The following is a 23,707-nucleotide window of genomic DNA, read 5'->3' on the forward strand; positions in this document are numbered from 1 at the left end:
CTCGGGCCGCGCCGTGCCGATGAAGCGGTCGAGCGTGCGGATCCAGCCCTCCGCCGGCACGTCGCCCGCCGCGAGGCACAGCACCCAGTCGCGCCGGGCGATGCGGGCGCCCGCCATCCATGGGCTGCCGCCGCGCGGGCGCAGGACCAGCGTCGCGCCGGTCGCCTCGGCGACGGTGGCCACCGCCGCATTCTCGGCGCCGGCCACGATCACCGCATCGCTCACCAATCCGGCCGCCACCCCGGCCACGAGGGTTCCGAGGGTGTCGGCAAGCTGGTCGATCGCGTCCGGTTCGGCGGGCCGCGCGATATAGGTCACCGCGGAGAGCATGCGCGCCGATAACCGATTTTGGCGGCGAGGGAACCTGCAGCCCCGGCAAATCCGGTACTCACGCACGGGCTGACGCCCGAAAACAGCGAAGTGCCTGATTTATAGGCGTTCTCTCCGACATCTGTTCGCTCTATGTTCTGCCATGCGATCACGCGGAGCGGACGGCATCATGGACGAGGCGGACAGGGGCAGGATGCCGCACGCCCGAGGCGCGGCGGGTCTGGCAGTCCCGGCCGAGGCGCGGCGCGGCCGCGGCGCGACGGCCAATCCCGACGGGCGCTTCGAGCCTCACGCCCGCGAGACCTTCGACGATGGCTGGGAGGTCGAGCCGGCGGCGCGCCGGCGCACCGAGGTCACCCGCGAGCGGGCGCGGACGATCATCACCCGCAACACCTCCCCCGACATCTCCTTCGACCGCTCGATCAACCCCTATCGAGGATGCGAGCACGGCTGCATCTACTGCTTCGCGCGGCCGAACCACGCCTATGTCGGCCTGTCGCCGGGACTCGACTTCGAGACGCGCCTCTTCGCCAAGCCCGACGCCGCCCGGCTCCTAGAGCGCGAACTCTCCGCGCCCGGCTACCGGCCGCGCAGCATCGCGCTCGGCACCGCCACCGACCCCTACCAGCCGATCGAGCGCGAGCACGGCATCACCCGCGCCGTGCTCGGCGTGCTGGCGCGCTTCCGCCACCCGGTCGGCATCGTCACCAAGTCGAACCTCGTCCTGCGCGACCGCGACATCCTGGCGGCCATGGCGGCGGACGGCCTCGCGAAGGTGGCGATCTCGGTCACCACCCTCGACCCGGTGCTCGCCCGGCGCATGGAGCCGCGCGCGCCACATCCGGCCAAGCGCCTGGAGGCGATCCGCGCCTTGAGCGCGGCGGGGGTGCCGGTGATGGTGATCGTCGCCCCGATCATCCCGGCGCTCAACGATCACGAGATCGAGGCGATCCTCGAACAGGCCCGTGCCTGCGGCGCGCGGGAGGCGAGCCACGTTCTGCTGCGCCTGCCGCACGAGCTGAAAGATCTCGTCGCCGATTGGTTCGCCGAGCATTATCCGGGCCGGCAGGCCCGCGCCCTGTCCCTCGTCGCGCAATCCCGCGGCGGCCGCCTCTACGACGCCACCTTCGGAAGCCGCATGACGGGGCAGGGGCCCTACGCCGCGCTGATCACGCAGCGCATGCGCCTGGCCCGGGCCCGGCTCGGCTATCCGGAGGAGCGGCTACGGCTGAACTGCGAGGCCTTCGCGGTGCCGGGAGCGCAGCTCGCGCTGTTCTGAACCGCGTCGCCGATCACCCATAGGCCCGCGTGAAGGTCAGCCGGTGGTGCGGGCTGCGGCCACGGGCGGCGAGGCCGGAGCGGTGGGCCGCGGTGCCGTAGCCGACATTGCGCTCCCAGGCGTAGTCCGGATGCCGGGGGGCGAGGCGGCGCATCAGGCCGTCGCGCACGGTCTTGGCGACGATCGAGGCCGCCGCGATCTGCGGCACCAGGCGGTCGCCGCCGATCACCGCGCGGCAGGCCTGGCTCAGGCCCGGCACCGGGTCGCGCCCGTCGACCAGGACGGCGGCATCGAGCCCGAGGCGGCGCACCGCGCGGGCCATGGCGTCGAGGGTCGCCACGCGCACATTGACCCGGTCGATCAGGGCGCGCGAGCCGGCCGCCACCGCGACGCGGGCATGGGCGCGGATCAGCGGCGTCAGCGCCTCGCGGACGGGTTCGGGCACCCGCTTGCTGTCGTCGAGCCGGGCGAGGAGGTCGGGCGGCAGCGCGGCGGGGTCGAAGAAGACCGCGGCCACCACGACGGGCCCGCACAGGGCGCCGCGCCCGACCTCGTCGCAGCCGATCACGGCGGGATAGCTGGCGGCGGAGGCGGGATCGAAAGGGGGCATCGCTCGGGTCCGGGGTTCCGGCCCCTTCTGGCAGCTGCTCCCGCCGCCGTCACGCCGTCGATTCGAGGCCGAAGGGCGCCGGGCCGCGGATCTGCGGCGGGTCCGCCTCGTGCGCGTCCGCGATGTTGGCGTAGAACTGGCGCGCGCTCTCGGCCCAGCTGTAGCGCAGCGCCTCGGACCGCGCGGCCGCGCGCGGCACGGCGAGGGCTGCGAGCGCCGCTTCGCGCAGGTCCGTGTCGAGCACCCCGGCGCCGGTCTGGCCGATCACGTCGAGGGGGCCGGTCACCGGATAGGCCGCCACCGGCGTGCCGCAGGCGAGCGCCTCGAGCAGCACGATGCCGAAGGTGTCGGTCAGGCTCGGGAAGACGAAGACGTCGGCCGCCGCGTAGAGGGCGGCGAGCTCGCTCCCCGTGCGCGTGCCGAGGAAGCAGGCCTCCGGCGCCAGCGCCGCGAGCCGCGCCCGGTCCGGCCCGTCGCCCACGACGACCTTGCTGCCGGGCAGGTCGAGCTTCAGGAAGGCCTCGACGTTCTTCTCCACCGCGAGTCGCCCGACGAACAGGAAGTGCGGGCGCGGCAGGCCGGCGAGCGCGACGGGCGCCGGGCCGGCATCGGGGTGGAACAGGGCGGTGTCGACGCCGCGCGTCCAGCGCATCAGGTTGCGGAAGCCGCGGGCGCGCAGGTCCTGCTCCAGGGAGGCGGTGCTCACCATGGTGCCGCGCGCCGCGCCGTGGAAGCGCCGCAGCCAGGCATAGCTCCACGATTCCGGCACGGGGGCGCGGGCCGCGAGATATTCCGGGAAGCGCGTATGATAGCTCGTGGTGAAGGGGCGGCCGGTGGCGAGGCAGTGGCGGCGCACGGCGTAGCCCACCGTGCCCTCGGTCGCGATGTGGACATGGCTCGGGGCCAGGCCGTCCCAGCGCCGCGCGACGCGGGCCCGCGTCGCGTAGGCGAGGCGGATCTCGGGATAGCCCGGCATCGGCATCGAGCGGAAATCGGAGGGCGTCAGCAGGACCGGCTCGCAGCCCAGCGCGCGGCCGGCATCGACCATGTGCTGGAGCGAGCGCACCACGCCGTTGACCTGCGGATGCCACGCATCGGTGGCGATCAGGAGCCTCACGCGACAGCCCGCCGTCCGGGCATCGGCTCGGGCGCCTCGCGGCGCGTCTCCGCGGCCGCTGCCCGGGCGCGGAGCAGGCTCGGATAGTTCAGCACCTCCATGCGCCCGTCGTAATGCTCGACGATCGCCGTGCAGGATTCGACCCAGTCGCCGGTGTTGAGGTAGCGCAGGCCCGCGATCTCGCGGTTGGCCGCGTGGTGGATATGGCCGCAGATCACGCCGTCCGCGCCCTGGCGGCGGGCCTCGTCGGAGAGGAACTCCTCGAACTGGCCGATGAAGTTGACGGCGTTCTTCACCTTGAGCTTGGCCCAGGCCGAGAGCGACCAGTAGGACAGGCCGAGCCGGCGGCGGATCCGGTTGAGGCCGGTATTGACGAAGAGCGCGAAGGTGTAGGCGCCGTCGCCCAGATGCGCGAGCCAGCGGGCATGGCGCACCACCATGTCGAACTGGTCGCCGTGGATCACGAGGTAGCGCTTGCCGTCGGCGCTCTCGTGGATGCGGCTGTCGGCGATCTCGATGCCGCCGAAGGTGGTGCCGATATAGTCGCGCAGGAACTCGTCGTGGTTGCCCGGCACGTAGACCAGATGCGAGCCCTTGCGCACCTTGCGCAGCAGCTTCTGCACCACGTCGTTGTGCGCCTGCGGCCAGTACCAGCCCGAACGCAGCTGCCACCCGTCGACGATGTCGCCGACGAGGTAGATCGTGTCCGCGTCGTAGTCCTTCAGGAACTCGAGCAGCAGGCCGGCCTGGCAGCCCTTCGTCCCGAGATGCAGGTCCGACAGAAACAGCGTTCGAACGCGGATGGCTTCCGAGTCTTCACCCATGCGCGCCTCCCGGCAGATGGCGGGCGGAGCCAAACCGCAAACCCATCTCAGTTTGATGACGCTGTGCCGGCTTCGGGCCGGCTTTCATCGGGTCCGCCGATGCCGCAGTGCAGTAAAAACCCCTCAATCGCAGAGGCGTTGTGCTGCACTGCAAGGCAAATTTTTTTTCCGGAGCCCCGAAGTTTTTCCGGTTTTCTTTCCGTGACTTGGGCGGTCATAATCCCGCCCGAGCCGAAGGTCGGCGAGGCGACGACGGCAAGGCTGCGCGAGGCAGGACAGCCAAGGAAGGTGTTGGGGACGGCTCCGGGCGCTTGCGGCGCCGCGTCTGCCGTCGCATGGAGAGCACACGGTCATTCGGAGGCGACCGGCATGCAGGCATGCCGCGACCGCGAGCGGCAAGAGGCCGCCCTGCCGCTCCGTCGACGACCGACCGTCCGATCCGGCCCCGTCCGGGCCTTCCGGACACGCGCAGCCTGCCGAATGAACGATCACCCGACGCCGGGCCTGAAGAAGAGCCGGCGTCCTGCATGGGATTTTGGAGGAAACATCATGGCGGCAACCCGACGCCCCGGTCGCAATCACCTGTTCGTCCCTGGGCCGACCAACATCCCGGATCGCGTCCAGCGCGCCATGCTGGTGCCCTCCGAGGATCACCGCTCGGTCGACTTCCCGGCGCTGACGAAGCCGCTGTTCCAGGACACGAAGAAGATCTACGGCTCGACCGACGGCACGATCTTCCTCTTCCCGGCCTCCGGCACCGGCATCTGGGAATCGGCGCTCACCAACACCCTGTCGCGCGGCGACAAGGTGCTCGCCTCCCGCTTCGGCCAGTTCAGCCATCTCTGGATCGACATGGCCCAGCGCCTCGGCCTCGAGGTGATCGTGCAGGACGAGGAGTGGGGCGCCGGCGCCGATCCGCAGAAGATCGAGGAGGCGCTGCGCGCCGACAAGAACCACGAGATCAAGGCGGTGATGGTGGTCCATAACGAGACCGCCACCGGCGTCACCAGCGATGTCGGCGCCGTGCGCAAGGCCATCGACGCGGCCGGCCATCCGGCGCTCCTCTTCGTGGACGGCGTGTCCTCGATCGGCTCGCTGCCCTTCAAGATGGACGAGTGGAAGGTCGACTGCGCGATCGCCGGCTCGCAGAAGGGCCTGATGCTCCCCGCCGGCCTCGGCGTGATCTGCGTCAGCCCGAAGGCGATCAAGGTCGCCGAGGGCGCCGCCGGCCGCAACGACCGTCTCGCCCGCGTCTACTTCGACTGGGAAGACCACAAGAAGCAGAACGGCGCCGGCTACTTCCCCTACACTCCGGCCCTGCCGCTGCTCTACGGCCTGCGCGAGGCGCTCGCCTGCCTGTTCGAGGAAGGGCTGGAGAACGTCTTCCACCGCCATCACGTGCTCGGCGAGGCGACCCGCCAGGCGGTGGCCGCCTGGGGCCTGAAGACCTGCGCCAAGGAGCCCAAGTGGAACTCCGACACCGTCACCGCGATCGTGGTGCCGGAGGGTGTCGACGCCGCCGCGATCATCAAGCACGCCTTCGTGCGCTACAACCTCGCGCTGGGCGCCGGCCTCAACAAGGTCGCGGGCAAGGTCTTCCGCATCGGCCACGTGGGCGATCTCAACGAGCTGTCGCTGCTCGGCGCGATCGCGGGCGCCGAGATGGCGATGCTCGACAACGGCATCAAGGTGACCCCGGGCTCGGGCGTCGCCGCGGCCTCGAGCTACCTGCGCGAGAACCCCCTCGCCAAGGCCTGAGCCGGAAGGCCCCGAGGGGCTGAGCCGAACCAGCGGCCGCGGGAACTCGTCCCGCGGCCGGACCCGTCTCGGGTCCAACGAGGCGGCCGGATCAACCGGCGCCGGGAGGAAAGCCGCCGCGTCCGGCCTCGATGGACGAACGCAGCCGGGATCCGCCGCGTGCGCGGGTCCCGCCAGAGATCGATGAGGGTTTCATGACGAAGAAGATCGTGTTCCTCGACCGCGAATCCCTCGACGCCAAGGTTCGGGCGTTCACCTTCCCGCACGAGTACGTGGAGTACGAGTCGACCTGGACGCCGGAGGAGATCGTCGAGCGCCTGACGGGCGCCGAGATCGCGCTGATCAACAAGGTGCCGATGCGCGCCGACACCCTGGCGCAGCTGCCCGATCTGAAGCTGATCGCGGTGGCCGCCACCGGGACCGACGTGGTCGACAAGGCCGCCGCCAAGGCGCAAGGGATCACGGTCGTCAACATCCGCAACTACGCCTTCAACACCGTGCCCGAGCACGTGGTCGGGCTGATGTTCGCCCTGCGGCGCGCCATCGTGCCCTACGCCAACTCGGTGCGGCGCGGCGATTGGGCCAAGTCCACGCAGTTCTGCTACTTCGACTACCCGATCTACGACATCGCCGGCTCGACGCTCGGCATCGTCGGCTACGGGGCGCTCGGCAAGTCGATCGCCAAGCGGGCCGAGGCGCTGGGGATGAAGGTCATCGCCTATGACGTCTTCCCGCAGGAGGGCCTCGTCGATTTCGAGACGATCCTCACGCAATCCGACGTGATCACGCTGCACGTGCCGCTGACGCCCGACACCCGCAACATGATCGGGGCCGAGCAGCTCGCGAAGATGAAGAGGTCGGCGATCCTCATCAACACGGCCCGCGGCGGCCTGGTGGACGAGGCGGCGCTCCTGGAGGCGCTCAAGAACGGCACCATCGCGGGCGCGGGCTTCGACGTGGTGGCGCAGGAGCCCCCGAAGGACGGCAACATCCTGTGCGATGCCGACCTGCCGAATCTCATCGTCACCCCGCACGTGGCCTGGGCGAGCAAGGAGGCGATGCAGATCCTCGCCGACCAGCTCGTCGACAACGTCGAGGCCTTCGTCGCCGGCAAGCCGCAGAACGTGGTCGAGGGCTGAAGTTCGGGTGTCGAGAGGGGGCACCCCTCTCGCGGGTCCAGGGCGGAGCCCTGGAACATGCCGGGGCGCTGCCCCGGCGCCCCGCCCAAGGGACGTGTCCCTTGGGGATCCCATGACCTGAGGACACACCCCATCACGCCCGCTCTCGGGCGATAAGGACGAAACCGATGAAGAAGCTGCTGTTCCTCTTCGACACCGACCCGGTGCCGAGCGTGTTCGACACGGTCGTCGGCTACGACGGCGGGGCGGACCACATCACCGGCTACGGCAACGTGACGCCCGAGAACGTGGGCGCGCTGGTCGACGGCACGATCTATACCCGCGGCGGCTCCGAGAAGAAGTCGACGGCGATCTTCGTCGGCGGCGGCAACATGGCGGCCGGCGAGGCGGTGCTGGCGGCCGTCAAGAAGCGCTTCTTCGGGCCCTTCCGCGTCTCGGTGATGCTCGATTCGAACGGCTCGAACACCACGGCCGCGGCGGGCGTGGCGCTCGTCGCCAAGGCCGCGGGCTCGCTGGAAGGCAAGAAGGCCGTGGTCCTCGCCGGCACCGGCCCGGTCGGCATGCGCTCGGCCGCCCTTCTCGCCCGCGAGGGCGCGCAGGTGACCCTGTGCGGCCGCTCCCTCGACAAGGCGCAGGCCTCGACCGACGCCGTCAACAAGCGCTTCGGCGTCAGCGTCGTCGCCGCCGAGACCCCGGATGCGGGCTCCCGCGCCCGGATCATCAAGGGCCAGAACATCGTGTTCTCGGCCGGCGCCATCGGCCTGGAACTCGTCCCCGAGGAAGCCTGGAAGGACGAGGCCTCGATCGAGTTCGTGGCCGACTACAACGCCCAGCCCCCGCTCGGGATCGGCGGCATCGAGGCGATGGACAAGGGCAAGGACCGCCACGGCAAGAAGTCGTTCGGCGCGCTGGGCATCGGTGGGCTCAAGCTGAAGCTCCATCGCGCCTGCGTCGGCCAGCTGTTCGACAACACCGAGCAGGTGCTCGACGCCGAGGACATCTACGCGCTCGCCAAGAAGATGGCCTGAGGAGGCATCATGGCAGAGAACGAGACCATCAAGACCTTCCTCGACGGGCTGGCCAGTTCCAGCCCGACTCCGGGCGGCGGCGGCGCCGCCGCCATCTCCGGCGCCATGGGCGCGGCCCTGGTCTCGATGGTGTGCAACCTCACCATCGGCAAGAAGAAGTACGCCGAGGTCGAGGCCGACCTGAAGGACGTGCTCGCCAAGTCGGAGGCCCTGCGCGCCACGCTCACCGGCATGATCGCCGAGGACGTGACGGCCTTCGACGCGGTGATGGCTGCCTACGGCCTGCCCAAGGAGACCGACGAGCAGAAGGCCGCCCGCGCGGCGAAGATCCAGGAGGCGCTGAAGGTCGCCACCGACGTGCCGCTGGCCTGCTGCCGCGCCTGCCGCGCCGTCATCGACCTCGCCGCGATCGCCGCCGACAAGGGCAACCTCAACGTGATCAGCGACGCGGGCGTCGCCGTGCTCTCGGCCTATGCGGGCCTGCGCAGCGCCGCCCTCAACGTCTGGGTCAATGCCAAGGGCCTCGAGGACCGCGCCTTCGCCAATGCGCGTCTGACCGAACTCGAGGGGCTGCTCGCCGAGGCGGGCGCGCTGAACGAGCACGTCTTCGAGGTGGTCAAGGGCAAGGTGAGCTGAGGCGGACGCGCTCCGCCGCCGGGGCCGATCGGCCCCGGCCCCACGTCTTGCCCCGGGCCGCGGACGATCACCGGTCGTCCGCGGCCCGGGGCTTGTTCGATCGCGAGACGGCGCCCGGCACCGCGGGACGCTGACCACCCGACCGGCCGGCGGCGTTTCGTGACACGCGCGTCCGTCCGCCGGAACGGTCTCCGCGTCGGTGCAGAGTGCCCAAAGGATTGGATCGGCGCGCCGCGCCGCCCGGCAGTGGCATTCGAGAATTCGTGCACTGCACCATTGAATACGATCAACATTCCGCCGTGCCTAAAGGCGCCTTCAACGCGGATGTCAAAAAAATTGATCTTCTCGGCCGCTCCCGCGAAACAAATCTTGCGGCTATAACAGGCCCACGGCCGACAGAGCCGCGAAGCCCGGCCCGGAAGACCGGCGCTCTCAAACAGTTCGGAGGAGGTGCGGATGGACGTCCACGAGTACCAGGCCAAGGAGCTTCTCGCGAGCTTCGGCGTCGCGGTGCCGAAGGGGGCCGTCGCGTTCAGCCCCGATCAGGCGGTCTACGCCGCGACCGAGCTCGGCGGCTCGTTCTGGGCGGTGAAGGCGCAGATCCATGCCGGGGCGCGGGGCAAGGCCGGCGGAATCAAGCTCTGCCGCACCTATAACGAGGTGCGTGACGCCTCGCGGGAGCTGCTGGGCAAGCGCCTCGTCACGATCCAGACCGGTCCCGAGGGCAAGCCGGTGCAGCGGGTCTATGTCGAGACCGCCGACCCGTTCGAGCGCGAGCTCTATCTCGGCTACGTGCTCGACCGGAAGGCCGAGCGCGTGCGCGTCATCGCCAGCCAGCGCGGCGGCATGGATATCGAGGAGATCGCCGCGACCGATCCGGACGCGCTGATCCAGATCGTGGTCGAGCCCGCCGTCGGCCTGCAGCAGTTCCAGGCCCGCGAGATCGCCTTCCAGCTGGGCTTGAACATCAAGCAGGTCTCGGCCGCGGTGAAGACCATCATGAACGCCTACCGGGCGTTTCGCGACTGCGACGGCACGATGCTGGAGATCAACCCGCTCGTCGTCACCAAGGACGACCGGGTGCTGGCGCTCGACGCCAAGATGAGCTTCGACGACAACGCCATGTTCCGCCGCCGCAACATCGCGGACATGCATGATCCCTCGCAGGGCGATCCGCGCGAGGCCCAGGCCGCCGAGCACAATCTCAGCTATATCGGCCTGGAGGGCGAGATCGGCTGCATCGTCAACGGCGCCGGCCTCGCCATGGCTACCATGGACATGATCAAGCACGCGGGCGGCGAGCCGGCGAACTTCCTCGACGTCGGCGGCGGCGCCTCGCCGGAGCGGGTGGCGACGGCCTTCCGGCTCGTTCTGTCCGACAGGAACGTCAAGGCGATCCTCGTCAACATCTTCGCCGGCATCAACCGCTGCGATTGGGTCGCCGAGGGCGTGGTCAAGGCCGCACGCGAGGTGAAGATCGAGGTGCCGCTGGTGGTGCGGCTCGCCGGCACGAATGTCGAGGCCGGCCAGAAGATCCTGGCCGAGAGCGGGCTCGACCTCATCACCGCCGACACCCTGTCGGAGGCCGCGCGCAAGGCGGTGGACGCCTGCGAGAGCGCCAAGGCCACCATGGGCAACCGCTGAGCTAAGGGGGAGATCACGCCATGAGCATTCTCATCGACGAGAAGACCCCGATCATCGTCCAGGGCATCACGGGCGACAAGGGCACGTTTCACGCCAAGGAGATGCTGGATTACGGCTCCAACGTCGTCGGCGGCGTCACCCCCGGCAAGGGCGGGCGCACGCATCTCGGCGTGCCGGTGTTCAACACCGTCAAGGAGGCGGTGGCGGCCACCGGCGCCACCACCTCGATCACCTTCGTCGCGCCCCCCTTCGCGGCGGACGCGATCATGGAGGGGGCAGATGCGGGCCTGAAGCTCGTCTGCTCGATCACCGACGGCATCCCGGCCCAGGACATGATGCGGGTGAAGCGCTACCTGATGCGCTATCCGCGCGAGCGCCGCACCATGGTGGTCGGCCCGAACTGCGCCGGCATCATCTCGCCGGGACGTGCGATGCTCGGCATCATGCCGGGCCACATCTACCTCAAGGGCAATGTCGGCGTGATCTCGCGCTCGGGCACCCTCGGCTACGAGGCGGCCTCGCAGATGAAGGCGCTGGGGCTCGGCATCTCGACCTCGGTCGGCATCGGCGGCGACCCGATCAACGGCTCCTCCTTCCTCGACCATCTCGCCCTGTTCGAGAAGGATCCGGAGACCGAGGCCGTGCTGATGATCGGCGAGATCGGCGGCCCCCAGGAGGCCGAGGCCTCGGCCTGGATCAAGGAGCACATGACGAAGCCGGTGATCGGCTTCGTGGCCGGCCTCACCGCCCCGAAGGGCCGCCGCATGGGTCATGCCGGCGCGATCATCTCGGCGACCGGTGACAGCGCCGCCGAGAAGGCCGAGATCATGCGCTCCTACGGCCTCACCGTGGCGCCGGACCCGGGCTCCTTCGGCGAGACCGTGGCCCAGGTCCTCAAGAAGGCGGCCTGAGGCCGCCGCGCCGGAACCGCGACGGGCCCCCTCTCCCGACCGGGAGAGGGCTGGGGTGAGGGATGAGAACGCGCAGGATTGATCGCAACGGCGCAGCGGCTCTTGCGAAGCCCTCTCCGGACAGTTCTCGACCCTCACCCTGTCCCTCTCCCGAACGGGAGAGGGGACCCGCGCTCGATCCTCATCCGCCACGGCGGACTGCACCGGCGGTCCGCAAGACGGCGCACCCGTTGCCCGAGGTGGCCCCATGACCAGAACCCTGCACGCCTCCCCCGGCCACGCCGACGAGAACGCCTTCGCGCCCCCGGTCATCACCGGCACCTCGGCGAAGGAGCCTCTCGACATCCTGTTCCACGCCCTGCTCGACGTGGCCCGCCGCCACGAGCCGGAGCTGGAGGCGGTGCTGCACGGCACCGCCGACATCTCGCGCTTCACGCCGGAGATGCTCGCCCGCGCCCTCCAGGTGCAGGGCATCTGGTTCCAGCTCATCTCGATCGCCGAGCAGAACGCGGCCATGCGCCGCCGCCGCCAGATCGAGCGCTCGGAGGGCCGCGAGGCGCTCGGCGGCTCCTTCGCCAAGGTCCTGGCCGAGGCCGCCTCGCGCGGCATCAAGGCCCCCCGGATCCACACCCTGCTCAAGGACCTGCGCATCCGCCCGACCATCACGGCGCACCCCACCGAGGGCAAGCGCGTGACGGTGCTGGAGAAGTTCCGCCGCATCTACCTCGTCCTGCGCGAATTGGAGATGCCGCGCTGGACCGAGCGCGAGCGCAACGGCCTGATGAACGAGCTGCGCGCCCAGATCGAGCTGGTCTGGATGACGGGCGAATTGCATCTCGAGAAGCCCACCGTCGAGCGCGAGGTCGCCTGGGGCCTCCACTTCTTCGACGAGACCCTGTTCGAGATGCTGCCCGAGGTGATGGAATCCCTCGAGGAGGTGCTCGGCCGCTACTACCCGGACGAGACCTTCGAGGTGCCGCCCTTCTTCCAGTTCGGAAGCTGGATCGGCGGCGACCGCGACGGCAACCCCTACGTCACCGCGAGCGTCACCCGCGAGACCCTGAAGCGCAACGCGCTCGCCTCCTTGCGGCGCTACCGCGACGGCATCGAGCATCTCGCCCGCATGCTCTCGCTCACGGAGCGCTCGCTGCCGGTGCCGGAGGCCTTCAAGGCCGAACTCGCCCACGCGCTCAACGAGAGCGGCGAGGCGCGGGCGATCGCCGGCCGCAATCCCGGCGAGGCCTATCGCCAGTTCATCACCTGCATCCTGCGCAAGCTCGAAGCCACCATCGCGCGCAACGAGGGCCGCGTGCCGAAGGGGCCCGACTATCCGAGCGCGGACGGGCTGATCAACGACCTGCGCACCCTGGAGCGCGGCCTCGCCGAGGCGAAGTGCACCGGTCTCGCCACCGACCTCGTGCGCCCGGTGCGGCGCATGGTCGAGATCTTCCGCTTCTCCACCGTGCGGCTCGACCTGCGCGAGAACTCGACGCGCACCACCCAGACGCTCCAGGCTCTCTGGATTCAGCAGCACGGCGCAGCGCGCACGCCGCCCGAGCCGGACACGCCGCACTGGCGCGACTGGCTGGTGACCGAGCTCGCCCGGCCCCGCAATCCCGACCGCAGCTTCGACGACCTGCCCGACGCCGCCCGCGAGACCCTCGACACCTTCGCCCTGGTCGGCGAGATGCGCGACACCCTCGACCGCGAGGCCTTCGGTGCCTTCATCCTGTCGATGACGCGCTCCGTGGACGACGTGCTCGGCGCCTACCTCCTGGCCAAGGAGGCCGGCATCTTCCTCGACGCGGCGGGCACCGAGATCTGCCCGCTGCCGATCGTGCCGCTCTTCGAGACGATCGATGACCTGCGCGCCGCGCCCGCCATCATGAAGGAGCTGCTCAGCATCCCCGTGGTGCGCCGCTCCACCCGCTGGCAGGGCGGCGTGCAGGAGGTGATGATCGGCTATTCCGACTCCAACAAGGACGGCGGCTTCGTCGCCTCGAACTGGGAGCTGTACAAGGCCCAGGCGCGGCTCACCGTGCTCGGCAACCATGTCGGCGTGCCGATCGCCTTCTTCCACGGCCGCGGCGGCTCGGTGAGCCGCGGCGGCGTGCCGACGCATCGCGGGATCATGGCCCAGCCGCCGGGCTCGATCCAGGGCCGCTTCCGCATCACCGAGCAGGGCGAGGTCGTCTCGTTCAAATACGCCAACCGCGGCACGGCGGCCTACCAGATGGAGCTGCTCGCGGCCTCCGTGCTGGAGCACGCCCTGGCGCCGGAGCCGAACGGCAACGGCGCGGCGCGGCTGGGCGCCGACGACGCCATGGAGGCCCTGTCGGGCGCCTCGCGGGCGGCCTACGTCAACCTGCTGCAGACGGACGGTCTGGTCGACTATTTCCAGGCGGCGAGCCCCCTCGACGAGATCGCGCTCCTCAATATCGGCTCGCGGCCGGCCCGCCGCTTCGGTGCCCGCTCGCTCTCGGACCTGCGGGCGATCCCCTGGGTCTTCGCCTGGTCGCAGAACCGGCACGTCATCACCGGCTGGTACGGGGTGGGCTCGGGCATCCAGAGCTTCCTCGACGTGCGCGGCCCCGAGGGCGAGGCGCAGCTCCGGCGCCTGTTCGAGGAATCGCGGATCTTCCGCCTCGTCCTCGACGAGGTCGAGAAGACGCTGCTCATGGTCGATCTCGACATCGCCCGGGACTATGCGGGCCTCGTCGCCGACGAAGGCATCCGCGCGCGGATCTTCCGCCTCGTCGAGGCGGAATACGCGCTGACCAAGGAGATGGTGCTGCGGGTGAGCGGCGGGCGCGAGCTCGCGGAGCGCTTCCCGCTCTTCCGCGACCGTCTGCAGGGCCGCCTGCCGACAATCAATCAGGTGAGCCGCGAGCAAGTCGAGCTGCTGCGCCGTTTCCGTGCGGAGAGCGACGACGATCGCCGCGAGGCAGTCAAATCCGCGCTCCTCTTGTCCATCAACTGCATCGCTGTCGGTTTTGGCGCCACGGGCTGAGCGCGAGGCGAAACGACTTCACGGCCCTGTCGCGGCTCGCGGCGGGCGCCATGTTGAACCCGGCGGCTCGGGCGCTCTAGAGCCCCCCGAGCCGGATTCGACGCCGGTTCGGCGAGAGAGCGCGTTGGAACACAAGCTGGAGCCGAGCCCGGTCACGATGCGGCTAGGCCGGTTCCAGCCGCGCGCGGGTCGCGCAGCGGCCGGAAGAGCCTTCACGAGGAGAGAAACAAGAGATGAGCTTCACCCTGATCCCGCAGGCCAAGGCCCGGCTGCACCGCTCCGAACTGGCCGTGCCCGGCTCCAACCCGACCTTCATGGAGAAGTCGGCCAACTCCGCCGCGGACGTGATCTTCCTCGACCTTGAGGACGCTGTCGCCCCGGATGACAAGGAGAAGGCCCGCACCAACATCATCCAGGCGCTCAACGACCTGGATTGGGGCAACAAGACCATGATGATCCGCATCAACGGTCTCGACACCCACTACATGTATCGCGACGTCGTCGACATCGTCGAAGCCTGTCCGCGCCTCGACATGATCCTGATCCCCAAGGTCGGTGTGCCGCAGGATGTCTACGCGATCGACGTGCTGGTCACGCAGATCGAGCAGGCTAAAAAGCGCGACAAGAAGATCGGCTTCGAGGTGCTGATCGAGACTGCGCTCGGCATGGCCAATGTCGAGGCGATCGCCCAGTCCTCAAAGCGCCTCGAGGCGATGTCCTTCGGTGTGGCCGACTACGCCGCCTCCACCCGCGCCCGCTCCACCGTGATCGGTGGCGTGAACCCCGACTTCTCGGTGCTCACCGACAAGGACGAGTCGGGCGCCCGGCAGACCCATTGGCAGGATCCGTGGCTGTTCGCGCAGAACCGCATGCTGGTGGCCTGCCGCGCCTATGGGCTCCGCCCGATCGACGGCCCGTTCGGCGACTTCTCGGATCCGGACGGCTACATCTCGGCGGCCCGGCGCTGCGCCGCCCTCGGCTTCGAGGGCAAGTGGGCGATCCACCCCACCCAGATCGAGCTGGCAAACCAGGTCTTCACCCCGTCCGAGGCCGAGGTGACGAAGGCCCGCCGCATCTTGGAGGCGATGGAGGAGGCGGCCAAGGCCGGCCGCGGCGCCGTCTCCCTCGACGGCCGCCTCATCGACATCGCCTCGATCCGTATGGCCGAGGCGCTGATCGAGAAGGCCGACGCGATGAAGTAAGCCGCTCGTGGTCCCCGCGCGCGAGGTCCGCGGCGCGCGGGGCAGCCGGCCCGCTTGGCGGGCCCGTGCGTCTCGGGCAGCCTCCTGCGCCCGCCCCGCGGGCGGGAGGAGGCACCCATGCAGGTCCCAGGCATCCCGTACGCGGATCTCGATCCGCTCATCACCCTCGGTGTCGTCGCCGCGACCGCCGTGACCGATGCGGCGTACGTATTCTTCAATGCCGCGGTCGGCGCCCGGCACCGCATCCGCGCCGCGAACTGGAGCGCGGTCTGGTACCTGCTCTCCGCCTTCGCGGTCATCAACTACACGCAGAACGCGCTCTACGTCCTGTTCGCGGCATTCGGCTCCTGGGTCGGCGCCTATGCCTCGGTGACATGGCTGGCGCGCGGCTCCGCAAGCGGAGCCGGCCGCCCTATCTGACCTTGCCTGAAGACCGATTCCGGTCCCATTGGATCGGGGCACGACTCCAGGCCCTTGAGTATCCGCAAGCCCGAGCGGTCCAGTTCGGAGGAGATCCACCATGCACGTCACGATCGAACAGGCGGACACCGCGATCCGCGCTGCCCGCGACAAGGCGCTTGAGCTCGGCACCCAGATGTGCATCGCGGTGGTTGATTCGGGCGGCAACCTGAAGGCGTTCTACCGCATGGACGACGCCTGGGTCGGCTCGATCGACATCGCGCAGAAGAAGGCCAAGACCGCCGTGTTCTTCGGCATGAAGACCGGCCAGATCGGCCAGCTCTCGCAGCCCGGCGGCTCGCTCTACGGCATCGAGCACTCGAACGACGGTCTGATCACCTTCCCCGGCGGCATCCCGATCGTGGATGCGGACGGCGTGATGTCGGGCGCAATCGGCGTCAGCGGCTCGACGGTGGAGAACGACGATGCGGTGGCGGAGGCCGGCGCCAAGGCCATCGGCAAGACCGAGCTGCCGGCCCATCCCTGGCGGACCTGAGCCCCGCGAAACCCCCGGTTAAGGCTACCGCCCTATGACGGGGCCATGGCCAGCCGGGGAGCGCGACGATGAACCGTGAACAACTCGCCGATGCCCTGCGTCGGCTCGTGGCGACACAGGTCGAGGACATCGAGCGGGCCGTGAAGGACGGGCATAAGACCATCGCCCTGAACGAACTCGCCGACCTCAACCGCCAGCTCAAGGCCTTCGCCGCCGCCCTGAAGAAGGCGCCGGCGCGGGCCTGATCCATCTCCAACGCCGTCGAGAGAGACCGCGTGATCCGATTGGGCTGCGGGGCAATCCAATCGGCGCGGCGGCGGGCGGGCCGCCGCGCCCTCAATGCGTCGGCAGCGTGGCGTCCCTGCCGCCCTTGTCGTGGGTGGCGAAGCGCTCGACCAGGGTGGCGCTGGCTGCGTTCAGGCCGATCATCTCCACCTGCTTGCCCTGGCGGCGCGCCTTCGTCACCACGCGGTCGAGGGCACCGATCGCCGAGATGTCCCAGAAATGGGCCGCATGCACGTCGATGACGATGCGCTCGACCGGCTCCAGCACATCGACGGCCTCGCCGAACGTGCCCGCCGAGGCGAAGAAGATCTGGCCCGTCACCCGGTAGGTCCGCACCCGGCCGTCGGCCGAGAGCTCCGACGTGACCTGGCTGAGCCGCGAGACCTTGCCCGCAAAGAAAACGCCCGACAACAGCACGCCGATCAGGACGCCGAGGGCGAGGTCCTTCGTGGCGACGACGACCGCCACGGTCGCCAGCATGACCGCCGAGGAGGGCAGGGGATTCGTCCGCAGCCGGGCCAGCGAGCGCCACTGGAAGGTGTTGAGCGAGACCATGATCATCACTGCGGTCAAAGCGGCGACTGGCACGATGGCGAGCAGATCCTGGAGCGCGACGAGGAGCACGAGCAGGACGCTGCCCGCCACGAAGGTCGAGAGCCGGCCGCGCGCGCCCGACGAGACGTTGATCACCGACTGGCCAATCATCGCGCAGCCGCCCATGCCGCCGAACACGGCGGAGGCCATGTTGGCGACGCCCTGGCCCATGCATTCCCGGTTCTTGCTGCTCGGCGAGTCGGTCATGTCGTCGACGATCTGGGCCGTGAGCAGGCTCTCCAGCAGGCCAACGGCGGCGAGGGTCGCCGCGTAGGGCAGGATGATGCGCAGGGTCTCGACGGTCAGGGGCACCTGCGGCAGGGCGAAGCTCGGCAGGGTGGAGGGCAATGCGCCGAGATGCGCAACCGTGCGCACGTCGAGGTGGAACACGGCAGTGATCAGGGTGAGCGCCGCGATCGCCACGAGCGGCGCCGGCACGGCCCGGGTAAGGCGCGGGACGCCATAAATGATGGCAAGCCCCAGACCGACCAGGCCGTAGGTGGCCGGCGTCACGCCCCGCAGCTCGGGAAGCTGGGCCAGGAAGATCAGGATGGCGAGTGCGTTGACGAAGCCCGTCATCACGGATTGCGAGACGAAGCGCATCAGCCGCCCGAGCTTGAGCAGGCCGGCCGCGATCTGGATCACGCCCATTAGGATGGTGGCGGCGAAGAGGTACTGCACCCCATGCTCGCGAACGAGGTCGACCATGACAACGGCGGTGGCCGCGGTCGCGGCCGAGATCATCGCCGGGCGCCCGCCCGCGAAGGCGATCACGCAGGCGATCACGACGGAGGCGTAGAGGCCGACCTTCGGGTCGACGCCGGCTATCACCGAGAAGCCGATGGCTTCCGGGATGAGCGCCAGGGCGACGACGATGCCTGAGAGGATGTCGGCACGGATCCGTGCGACGGAGGCGCGGCTGCGCGTCGGAATGGGTGTCATGGAATGTCCGCAGGAGACCGCTGCCTGCGCCTTGCGCGAGGCTGTGATGCGTCTCGATTGCGTGGTCCGGCGGATCGGCGGCCGGAAGAGCCACCCGGGCTTTCACCGGGTCCAGGCGGATGCCCTTCGTTTATCAGACCTGCGCTGCAGCGCAACATGCCGGATTTGGACGTGGCGCATGGGTGCCGCCGATCCGGCGGCAGAGCGGTATCAGGCTGCCCGGAGCGCGGCACGGCCCTCAATGAGGCGGACCGCCTCCTCCGCCGGCATCGGCCGGCCGAACAGGAAGCCCTGGATCTCGGTGCAATCCTGGTCCCGCACCTGCCGGAGCTGGTCCGCCGTCTCGACGCCCTCGGCTGTCACTGCGGCGCCGAGCCGGCTCCCGATCCCGACGATGGCCCGGACGATCGCGGCCGTGTCAGGATCGGCGATGTCGCGGATGAACGAGCGGTCGATCTTGATCCGGTCGAAGGGGAAGCGGCGCAGGTAGCTCAGCGAAGAGTAGCCGGTGCCGAAATCGTCCAGGGCGATGCGCACGCCGAGCGCCCGCAGCCGGTGCAGGCAGGCCATCGACGCCTCGCTGTCCCGGATGAGCACGCTCTCGGTGATCTCCAGTTCGAGCCGCGTCGCCGCGAGCGAGGCAGCGGCGAGGGCGTCGATCACGGCCTGCTCCAGGCCGGGTTGGCGAAGCTGCACCGCCGAGACGTTCACCGAGACCCGCAGGTCGTCCGGCCAGTGCGCCGCCATGCGGCAGGCCTCCCGCAGGGCCCATTCGCCGAGCGGTACGATCTGGCCGCTCTCCTCCGCGATCGGAATGAACTCCGCGGGCGAGATCGGGCCGAGCCCGGGATGCTGCCAGCGCAGCAGGGCTTCGAAGCCGCGCAGATCCGCATCCTCGGCACCGAAGACCGGCTGATAGTGGAGCTGGAATTCGCCTGCGCGCAGGCCGGCGCGCAGGTCGCGCTCCAAGCCGCTGCGGCCGGCGATGCCCGCATCCATGTCGGGCGCGTAGTAGCGGAAGGTGTTCCGGCCCTCGGCCTTGGCCCGGTAGAGCGCGATGTCGGCCTTCTTGAAGAGGTCGTCGGCATCCCGCTCCTCCGGCGCGGTCGCGATGCCGATGCTGATCCCGACCCCGGCCACGAAGGATCCGAGATCGACCGGCCGCTCGACCGCCTCGATCAGGCGCTGTGCCACGATCTCGGCCGATTGCGGCCCATCGATCTGGCCGAGGATGATCGCGAACTCGTCACCGCCGAGACGGGCGATGGTGTCGGTCGCCCGCAATACGCTGCGCAGCCGTTGCGCGATCACCTTCAGGAGCGCGTCCCCGGCAGGATGGCCATAGGTGTCGTTCACGGCCTTGAAGCGATCGAGATCGCAGGCCAGCACCGCGAAGGCGTTCCCCGTGATCGGCATCCGGGCGAACTGGTCGTTCAGGCGCTCGCGGAAGAGCACGCGATTGGGCAGGCCAGTCAGCGCGTCGTGCAGCGCCATATGGGCGATCTGTCGTTCCGCCTCGCGCCGGACGGTGGTGTCGAACTGGAGCCCAACGATGCGCAGTGGCCGGCCGCACGGGGTCCGGGTCACGACCTTGCCGCGGGCCAGGACCCAGCACCAGTCGCCATCCTTGCGCAGCAGGCGATGCTCGCATTCGTAGACCGGGCTGCGGCCTTCCAGATGGTCGGTCAGCAGGCGCTGCGTCCCGGCCCTGTCTTCCGGATGGACGAGGCGTTCCCAGGTCTCGGTATGGGCGTGGAGTTCGCCGGGCTCGTAGCCCAGCATCGTGAACCAGCGGTCGGACAGCCACATCTCCCCCGTGGCCAGGGTGATCTCCCAGAGGCCGTCGGCATCGACGGCGAGGGCGAGGCGTTCCTCGCTGAGACGGAGCGCGGCCTCGCTGGCGCGGAGCGCCGCGTTGGCTCGGCGCATCCGGTCGGCAAACAGCGCGAGCACGCCGAAGCCGAGGATGCTGAGCATGATCGCGGTGATGCCGGCGGAGAGGGCGAGCCTCGGGATGCTCGGCGCTGCGGCGGCGCGCGTCAGGTCTGGCACGACCTCGACCGCCGCCATCGCGGTGAAATGCAGGACCGCGACGGATGCTGTGAGCACGCTCGCGACTAGGAGGCGCGAGCGTCCCAGCCGGGGATGCCGGTGGATCGCAAACGCGGCGGCGGCCAGGACGCAGCCGCCCGCGACGGCGCCGCAGAGCATGGGCCTATCCCAGGCCAGGAGGCCCGGTACCTGGATGCTGAGCATGCCGACGACATGCATGGCTGCGATGCCGGGCCCGAGGATCAGGGCCGCCAGAGCGGCCCCGAGAAGGCCGCTCCCGGCCCGGACCGCGACGAGCGCAGCCAGGACCGCCAAGACCGCGATGAGCAGAGACAGGAGCGTTCCGTCGATGCGGTAATCGATGGAGAGGCCGGGATCGTAGCCGAGCATGCCGATGAAGTGCGTGCACCAGATCCCGGCACCGGCGCAGAAGCTGGCGGCGAGAAGCCATGTCCGTCGGGCCGTCCCTTCGCTGTCGAGGGATTGCCGGTTGAGCTGCAGTGCCGTGTGGAGGGAGACCCAGCACACCAGACCTGCCAGCGGGACGACCCAGGCGGCGTGCTGATCGACCAGGCAACTGAACATCCGGTACATCGGGCTACGACCTCGGAGACGGGCAGGGGTGGTCGGCCGTCGAGGCGGCCGGGGATCGCTGGGAGCTGGGATCGAACCGCGCATCCGGGACGGAGCGGGCGAGCGGCTCGATCGCAAGGCTCGGCGGCGAGCCGGGCTGGATCAGGCCATCGCTCCATCGGCCCTTGTCTAGACGCGCTTGCCCGCGTCGGGCCGGTATCCATTTCAGTAGGGCACGGTCCGGCATGGAAAGCGGGTCGCGCAGATCATTTCCGCTGTTCTGAATTTGAACTTCAATAATCATCTTTATCTCGAAGTATGTATTCGTATTAACCGAAGGTTGATAATTTTCGCTTAAACCGTACGGTCATCGCAATGCCGATTTTAAATTAGCGTTCCGCCGCGCGCTCAAGCTCAAGTTGTAGAATTTGCAGCACACCGCGCTTTGCGCATCACTGCACGAGCACTGCGCCGCCGCACCGGGTGCCGGTGACGGAGACGTCGGTGGAGCCGACCTTCACGCCGGCGAGGGTGAGGAGCGAGAACAGTAGGAGGTCGATCGGCTGAGCCGCGGCGCCGAGTGCCGTCGCGACGACCCCACGTGGATCGAGGATGCCTGGAAGACCGCCTCCGTTGATGCGCAGGTCGAGATTCGCGAGCAATCCCGCAGACAGGGATCCGATCAGATTGTTGGTCGATACCGTCTTCGGGCGCCCCGCCCGGATGTCATCGTCACCGAAGGTCACGGACTGCGTCGAGGAGCCGAGTTCGAGGCTCGCCGTCCCGGTCACGTTGAGAAGGGGCGCCTGCAGGATGGGGGCCGGGACGAGGGGCGGGCGCGGGAGGCCAAAATCGACTGCGCTCGCCGGCGTGCCGCCGATCGCGAGGTAGGCGACGCCGGTCGTCACGTCGAGCGTCACCGCGCGCTCGCCCGGGCTGGTCCAAGGGCAGACCACCTTCCTGAGTGTGGCACGTGCCGGTGCCAGTTCGAGATAGATCGGCAGGTAAAGGCTGGGCATTAGGGCCGGGCCCGGGATCCAGATCTCGACCAGCGCGCGCTGCTGGGCCGCGTTCAGGCTGGCGCCGGACCCGACGAAGCCGGAGGTGCGCCAAGCCTCCCCGATGCGCATCGTGATCCGGGCGCGCAGGAGACCCGGGACGGCGCTGCCCAGGTCCAGGCCGACCTGATTGTTGCCGTTGGCCGCGAAGGCGGCCCCTGCGATCAGGTCGAGTGCGTTGACCCAGAGCGCTTCCCCCGTGCGCGTCAGGGGAAGCGGGCCATAGGCGCCGGCCGTCAGCAAGCCGGCTAGGCGAACCGAGAGGCCCGTTCCGCTGAGGACGGCCGTCAGCGCGTTCAGAACTGCCAGGGCCGGGGCAATCGCGCTCGTCCGGTCCGCCGCCTCGGCGAGGGCCGTCGTGAGATCGAGCGCCGACAGGCTGGCCTTCAGCACCTCGTCGTAGGTGCCGGTCTGAATACCGACCCGCGGTGCCGCGGCTCGGAGGAAGCCGAGCGCGTCGATCCTGAGGCTCGCCAGGGCCCGATAATCCAGGATCGACAGGGTGATGGTCGTGCCGAGTAGGCGCGATAGCAGGGCGTTCGCGATGCCCGCATCGAGGCTGGCGAGGCGGGAACCGAGCCCGAAGGCGGCAAGATCGGCGCGCATGGCCGTGGCTTCGCCCGAGACCGCGTAGCTGGCAGGCCCCCCGATCACCCGCGAGAACCCCGTGCGGACGCTGGTGGTCAGGCGGACATGGGCCGCGTTGGCGCCGCTGGGGCCGGCCACGAAGCGGACGGCTGCCGGCATCGCGCGGTTGGCGGTATAGGTTCCTGGCGTCACAGACAGTTGGGCCCCGGTGCCGTAGCCATTGTCGGCCAGCGCACGCCGCGCGGCCTCGAGGCTGTTGCTCGACCGGACCGAGGCGAGGGCCGCGAGATCGGCCAGCGACTGCACGCGCCGCTTCTCGAGAAAGACCATGCCGAGGTCGATGCCCAGCCCGGCGAACCCGAACAGGGCCGCGGCCGCGACCGCGGTGACCGGAACGATCGATCCGGTCTCGTCCCGCCGCGCGCGGCGGACCAGCCTGGGCAGCCTCATAGCCCGCCCCTGCGGATGCTCGCCGTGCGGGACAGCGACTTGGGGAACGGCACCAGGGGCGGAATCAGGCTGAGCAACGTAGCGTTGAGATCGTAGCGCAGCGTGACGGTGAAGAGATCCGGATCGCCGGCGTCCTGGCCGGCCTCGATCGTCACGGCGTTCGGCCGCAGCAGCGGGCTGGTGGCAATGCTACGTTGCGCCGCGGCGGTCGCGATCGTGATGCGCTCCCCGGAGTCGAGGCCGGCCACCGCGGCGCGGGCCGCTTCGCTTGCCACCGTCTGGAGGCTGTGCGCATAGCCGAGGTAACTGCCGAACCCCATGATTCCCAGCAGCATAGCGAGCAGGAAGGGCGCGATGAGGCTGAATTCGACGGCCGCGACGCCGTCCGTTCGCCTCAGGATCCTCGCGCAGAGGCGGAGGCACATCGCTTATACAACCTGTGAGTGAACAACTGCAGATTGAGAAGACGCGGAAAAGATTGCGCGCATCTTAACAGCGAATAAGAGTCGGATTTCGATTTGACGACCGTGTGGAAATGTCACTCTCTGGGTCATCTCGCGCATTGAATGCAATTCTCGAAATAGATGTGGCGCGACTACTCCTTCGAGTTCATGTAGTTGATCGCGCTGAAAACTTGCTCGATGACGGATCTCGTCGGCTGCTCGGAGAGGATCGGCTCGTTCAGGATGCCGAGCCCGCTGTGTTGCGCGCTGAAAGTCCCT

Annotated in this window: 19 protein-coding genes, 1 pseudogene and 1 other annotated feature; of the genes and pseudogenes, 12 read left to right on the plus strand and 8 right to left on the minus strand. The window is 69.4% G+C overall.

Annotation, left to right across the window (positions count from 1 at the left end):
- Window positions 1-330: pseudogene (locus MET9862_RS08275) on the minus strand (hypothetical protein); the annotation flags it as partial.
- Window positions 331-523: 193 nt separating this feature from the next.
- Between MET9862_RS08275 and MET9862_RS08280 the strand changes: the two are divergent.
- Window positions 524-1,609 carry a PA0069 family radical SAM protein gene (locus tag MET9862_RS08280; RefSeq protein ID WP_244612628.1) on the plus strand — a complete coding sequence of 362 codons (1,086 nt, stop codon included), beginning with the start codon at window positions 524-526 and terminating at the stop codon, window positions 1,607-1,609.
- Between the two features lie 13 nt (window positions 1,610-1,622).
- Here MET9862_RS08280 and rnhB read toward each other — a convergent pair whose 3' ends face one another.
- The 3 genes from rnhB to MET9862_RS08295 are packed head-to-tail and all read right to left on the minus strand — an operon-like array spanning window position 1,623 to window position 4,160.
- Window positions 1,623-2,219 (minus strand): ribonuclease HII, encoded by a 597-nt coding sequence (rnhB, locus tag MET9862_RS08285; RefSeq protein ID WP_142582566.1) that lies wholly within the window; start codon window positions 2,217-2,219, stop codon window positions 1,623-1,625.
- Window positions 2,220-2,268: 49 nt separating this feature from the next.
- Window positions 2,269-3,336: a glycosyltransferase family 4 protein gene (locus tag MET9862_RS08290; RefSeq protein WP_142582567.1), complete on the minus strand. Its 1,068-nt coding sequence runs from the start codon at window positions 3,334-3,336 to the stop codon at window positions 2,269-2,271.
- Complete coding sequence (locus tag MET9862_RS08295) at window positions 3,333-4,160, minus strand: UDP-2,3-diacylglucosamine diphosphatase (protein ID WP_142582568.1); 828 nt, start codon at window positions 4,158-4,160, stop codon at window positions 3,333-3,335. The genes MET9862_RS08290 and MET9862_RS08295 overlap by 4 nt, the downstream gene beginning before the upstream one ends.
- Window positions 4,161-4,709: 549 nt before the next feature.
- On the opposite strand from MET9862_RS08295, the gene MET9862_RS08300 reads away from it, so the two are divergent.
- The 11 genes from MET9862_RS08300 (at window position 4,710) to MET9862_RS29250 (ending at window position 16,688) form a co-directional block, all read left to right on the plus strand.
- The gene (locus tag MET9862_RS08300; RefSeq protein ID WP_142582569.1) at window positions 4,710-5,918 is read left to right on the plus strand and encodes an aminotransferase class V-fold PLP-dependent enzyme; all 1,209 of its coding nucleotides are present in this window, start codon (window positions 4,710-4,712) and stop codon (window positions 5,916-5,918) included.
- A 194-nt stretch (window positions 5,919-6,112) separates the two neighbouring features.
- Complete coding sequence (locus MET9862_RS08305; RefSeq protein ID WP_142582570.1) at window positions 6,113-7,057, plus strand: D-2-hydroxyacid dehydrogenase; 945 nt, start codon at window positions 6,113-6,115, stop codon at window positions 7,055-7,057.
- A gap of 167 nt (window positions 7,058-7,224) precedes the next feature.
- Window positions 7,225-8,085: an NADP-dependent methylenetetrahydromethanopterin/methylenetetrahydrofolate dehydrogenase gene (locus MET9862_RS08310; protein WP_142582571.1), complete on the plus strand. Its 861-nt coding sequence runs from the start codon at window positions 7,225-7,227 to the stop codon at window positions 8,083-8,085.
- Between the two features lie 9 nt (window positions 8,086-8,094).
- Complete coding sequence (gene fchA / locus MET9862_RS08315; protein ID WP_142582572.1) at window positions 8,095-8,721, plus strand: methenyltetrahydrofolate cyclohydrolase; 627 nt, start codon at window positions 8,095-8,097, stop codon at window positions 8,719-8,721.
- Between the two features lie 456 nt (window positions 8,722-9,177).
- The gene (locus tag MET9862_RS08320; RefSeq protein ID WP_142582573.1) at window positions 9,178-10,365 is read left to right on the plus strand and encodes a malate--CoA ligase subunit beta; all 1,188 of its coding nucleotides are present in this window, start codon (window positions 9,178-9,180) and stop codon (window positions 10,363-10,365) included.
- Window positions 10,366-10,385: 20 nt separating this feature from the next.
- Window positions 10,386-11,276, plus strand: a complete 891-nt coding sequence (sucD, locus tag MET9862_RS08325; RefSeq protein WP_142582574.1) for a succinate--CoA ligase subunit alpha — start codon at window positions 10,386-10,388, stop codon at window positions 11,274-11,276.
- Between the two features lie 247 nt (window positions 11,277-11,523).
- The gene (locus MET9862_RS08330; RefSeq protein ID WP_142582575.1) at window positions 11,524-14,286 is read left to right on the plus strand and encodes a phosphoenolpyruvate carboxylase; all 2,763 of its coding nucleotides are present in this window, start codon (window positions 11,524-11,526) and stop codon (window positions 14,284-14,286) included.
- A gap of 233 nt (window positions 14,287-14,519) precedes the next feature.
- A complete protein-coding gene (locus tag MET9862_RS08335; RefSeq protein WP_142582576.1) occupies window positions 14,520-15,488 on the plus strand; it encodes an HpcH/HpaI aldolase/citrate lyase family protein in 969 nt (322 codons plus the stop codon).
- 117 nt (window positions 15,489-15,605) lie between these two features.
- On the plus strand, window positions 15,606-15,908 hold the full coding sequence (locus tag MET9862_RS08340) for a hypothetical protein (protein ID WP_142582577.1): 303 nt from the start codon (window positions 15,606-15,608) through the stop codon (window positions 15,906-15,908).
- Window positions 15,909-16,008: 100 nt separating this feature from the next.
- The gene (locus tag MET9862_RS08345; RefSeq protein WP_142582578.1) at window positions 16,009-16,443 is read left to right on the plus strand and encodes a GlcG/HbpS family heme-binding protein; all 435 of its coding nucleotides are present in this window, start codon (window positions 16,009-16,011) and stop codon (window positions 16,441-16,443) included.
- 68 nt (window positions 16,444-16,511) lie between these two features.
- A complete protein-coding gene (locus MET9862_RS29250) occupies window positions 16,512-16,688 on the plus strand; it encodes a hypothetical protein (protein WP_185156795.1) in 177 nt (58 codons plus the stop codon).
- A gap of 91 nt (window positions 16,689-16,779) precedes the next feature.
- On the opposite strand, the gene MET9862_RS08350 is transcribed toward MET9862_RS29250, so the two are convergent.
- The 4 genes from MET9862_RS08350 to MET9862_RS08365 all read right to left on the minus strand — a co-directional run bounded on the left by MET9862_RS08350 (window position 16,780) and on the right by MET9862_RS08365 (window position 23,410).
- Entirely contained in the window at window positions 16,780-18,264 is a 1,485-nt protein-coding gene (locus tag MET9862_RS08350; RefSeq protein WP_142582579.1) for a SulP family inorganic anion transporter, read from the minus strand.
- A gap of 60 nt (window positions 18,265-18,324) precedes the next feature.
- Window positions 18,325-18,380 (minus strand) — a sequence feature (sul1 is cis-regulatory element that is thought to sense ions involved in sulfur or methionine metabolism; They are found in Alphaproteobacteria).
- Between the two features lie 94 nt (window positions 18,381-18,474).
- Window positions 18,475-20,901: a bifunctional diguanylate cyclase/phosphodiesterase gene (locus MET9862_RS08355; RefSeq protein ID WP_244612629.1), complete on the minus strand. Its 2,427-nt coding sequence runs from the start codon at window positions 20,899-20,901 to the stop codon at window positions 18,475-18,477.
- A gap of 440 nt (window positions 20,902-21,341) precedes the next feature.
- Entirely contained in the window at window positions 21,342-22,985 is a 1,644-nt protein-coding gene (locus tag MET9862_RS08360; protein ID WP_142582581.1) for a pilus assembly protein TadG-related protein, read from the minus strand.
- Entirely contained in the window at window positions 22,982-23,410 is a 429-nt protein-coding gene (locus tag MET9862_RS08365) for a TadE/TadG family type IV pilus assembly protein (RefSeq protein WP_142582582.1), read from the minus strand. The genes MET9862_RS08360 and MET9862_RS08365 overlap by 4 nt, the downstream gene beginning before the upstream one ends.
- Window positions 23,411-23,707 lie beyond the last annotated feature (297 nt).

The organism is Methylobacterium symbioticum, assembly GCF_902141845.1.
GTDB classification, from domain to species: domain Bacteria; phylum Pseudomonadota; class Alphaproteobacteria; order Rhizobiales; family Beijerinckiaceae; genus Methylobacterium; species Methylobacterium symbioticum.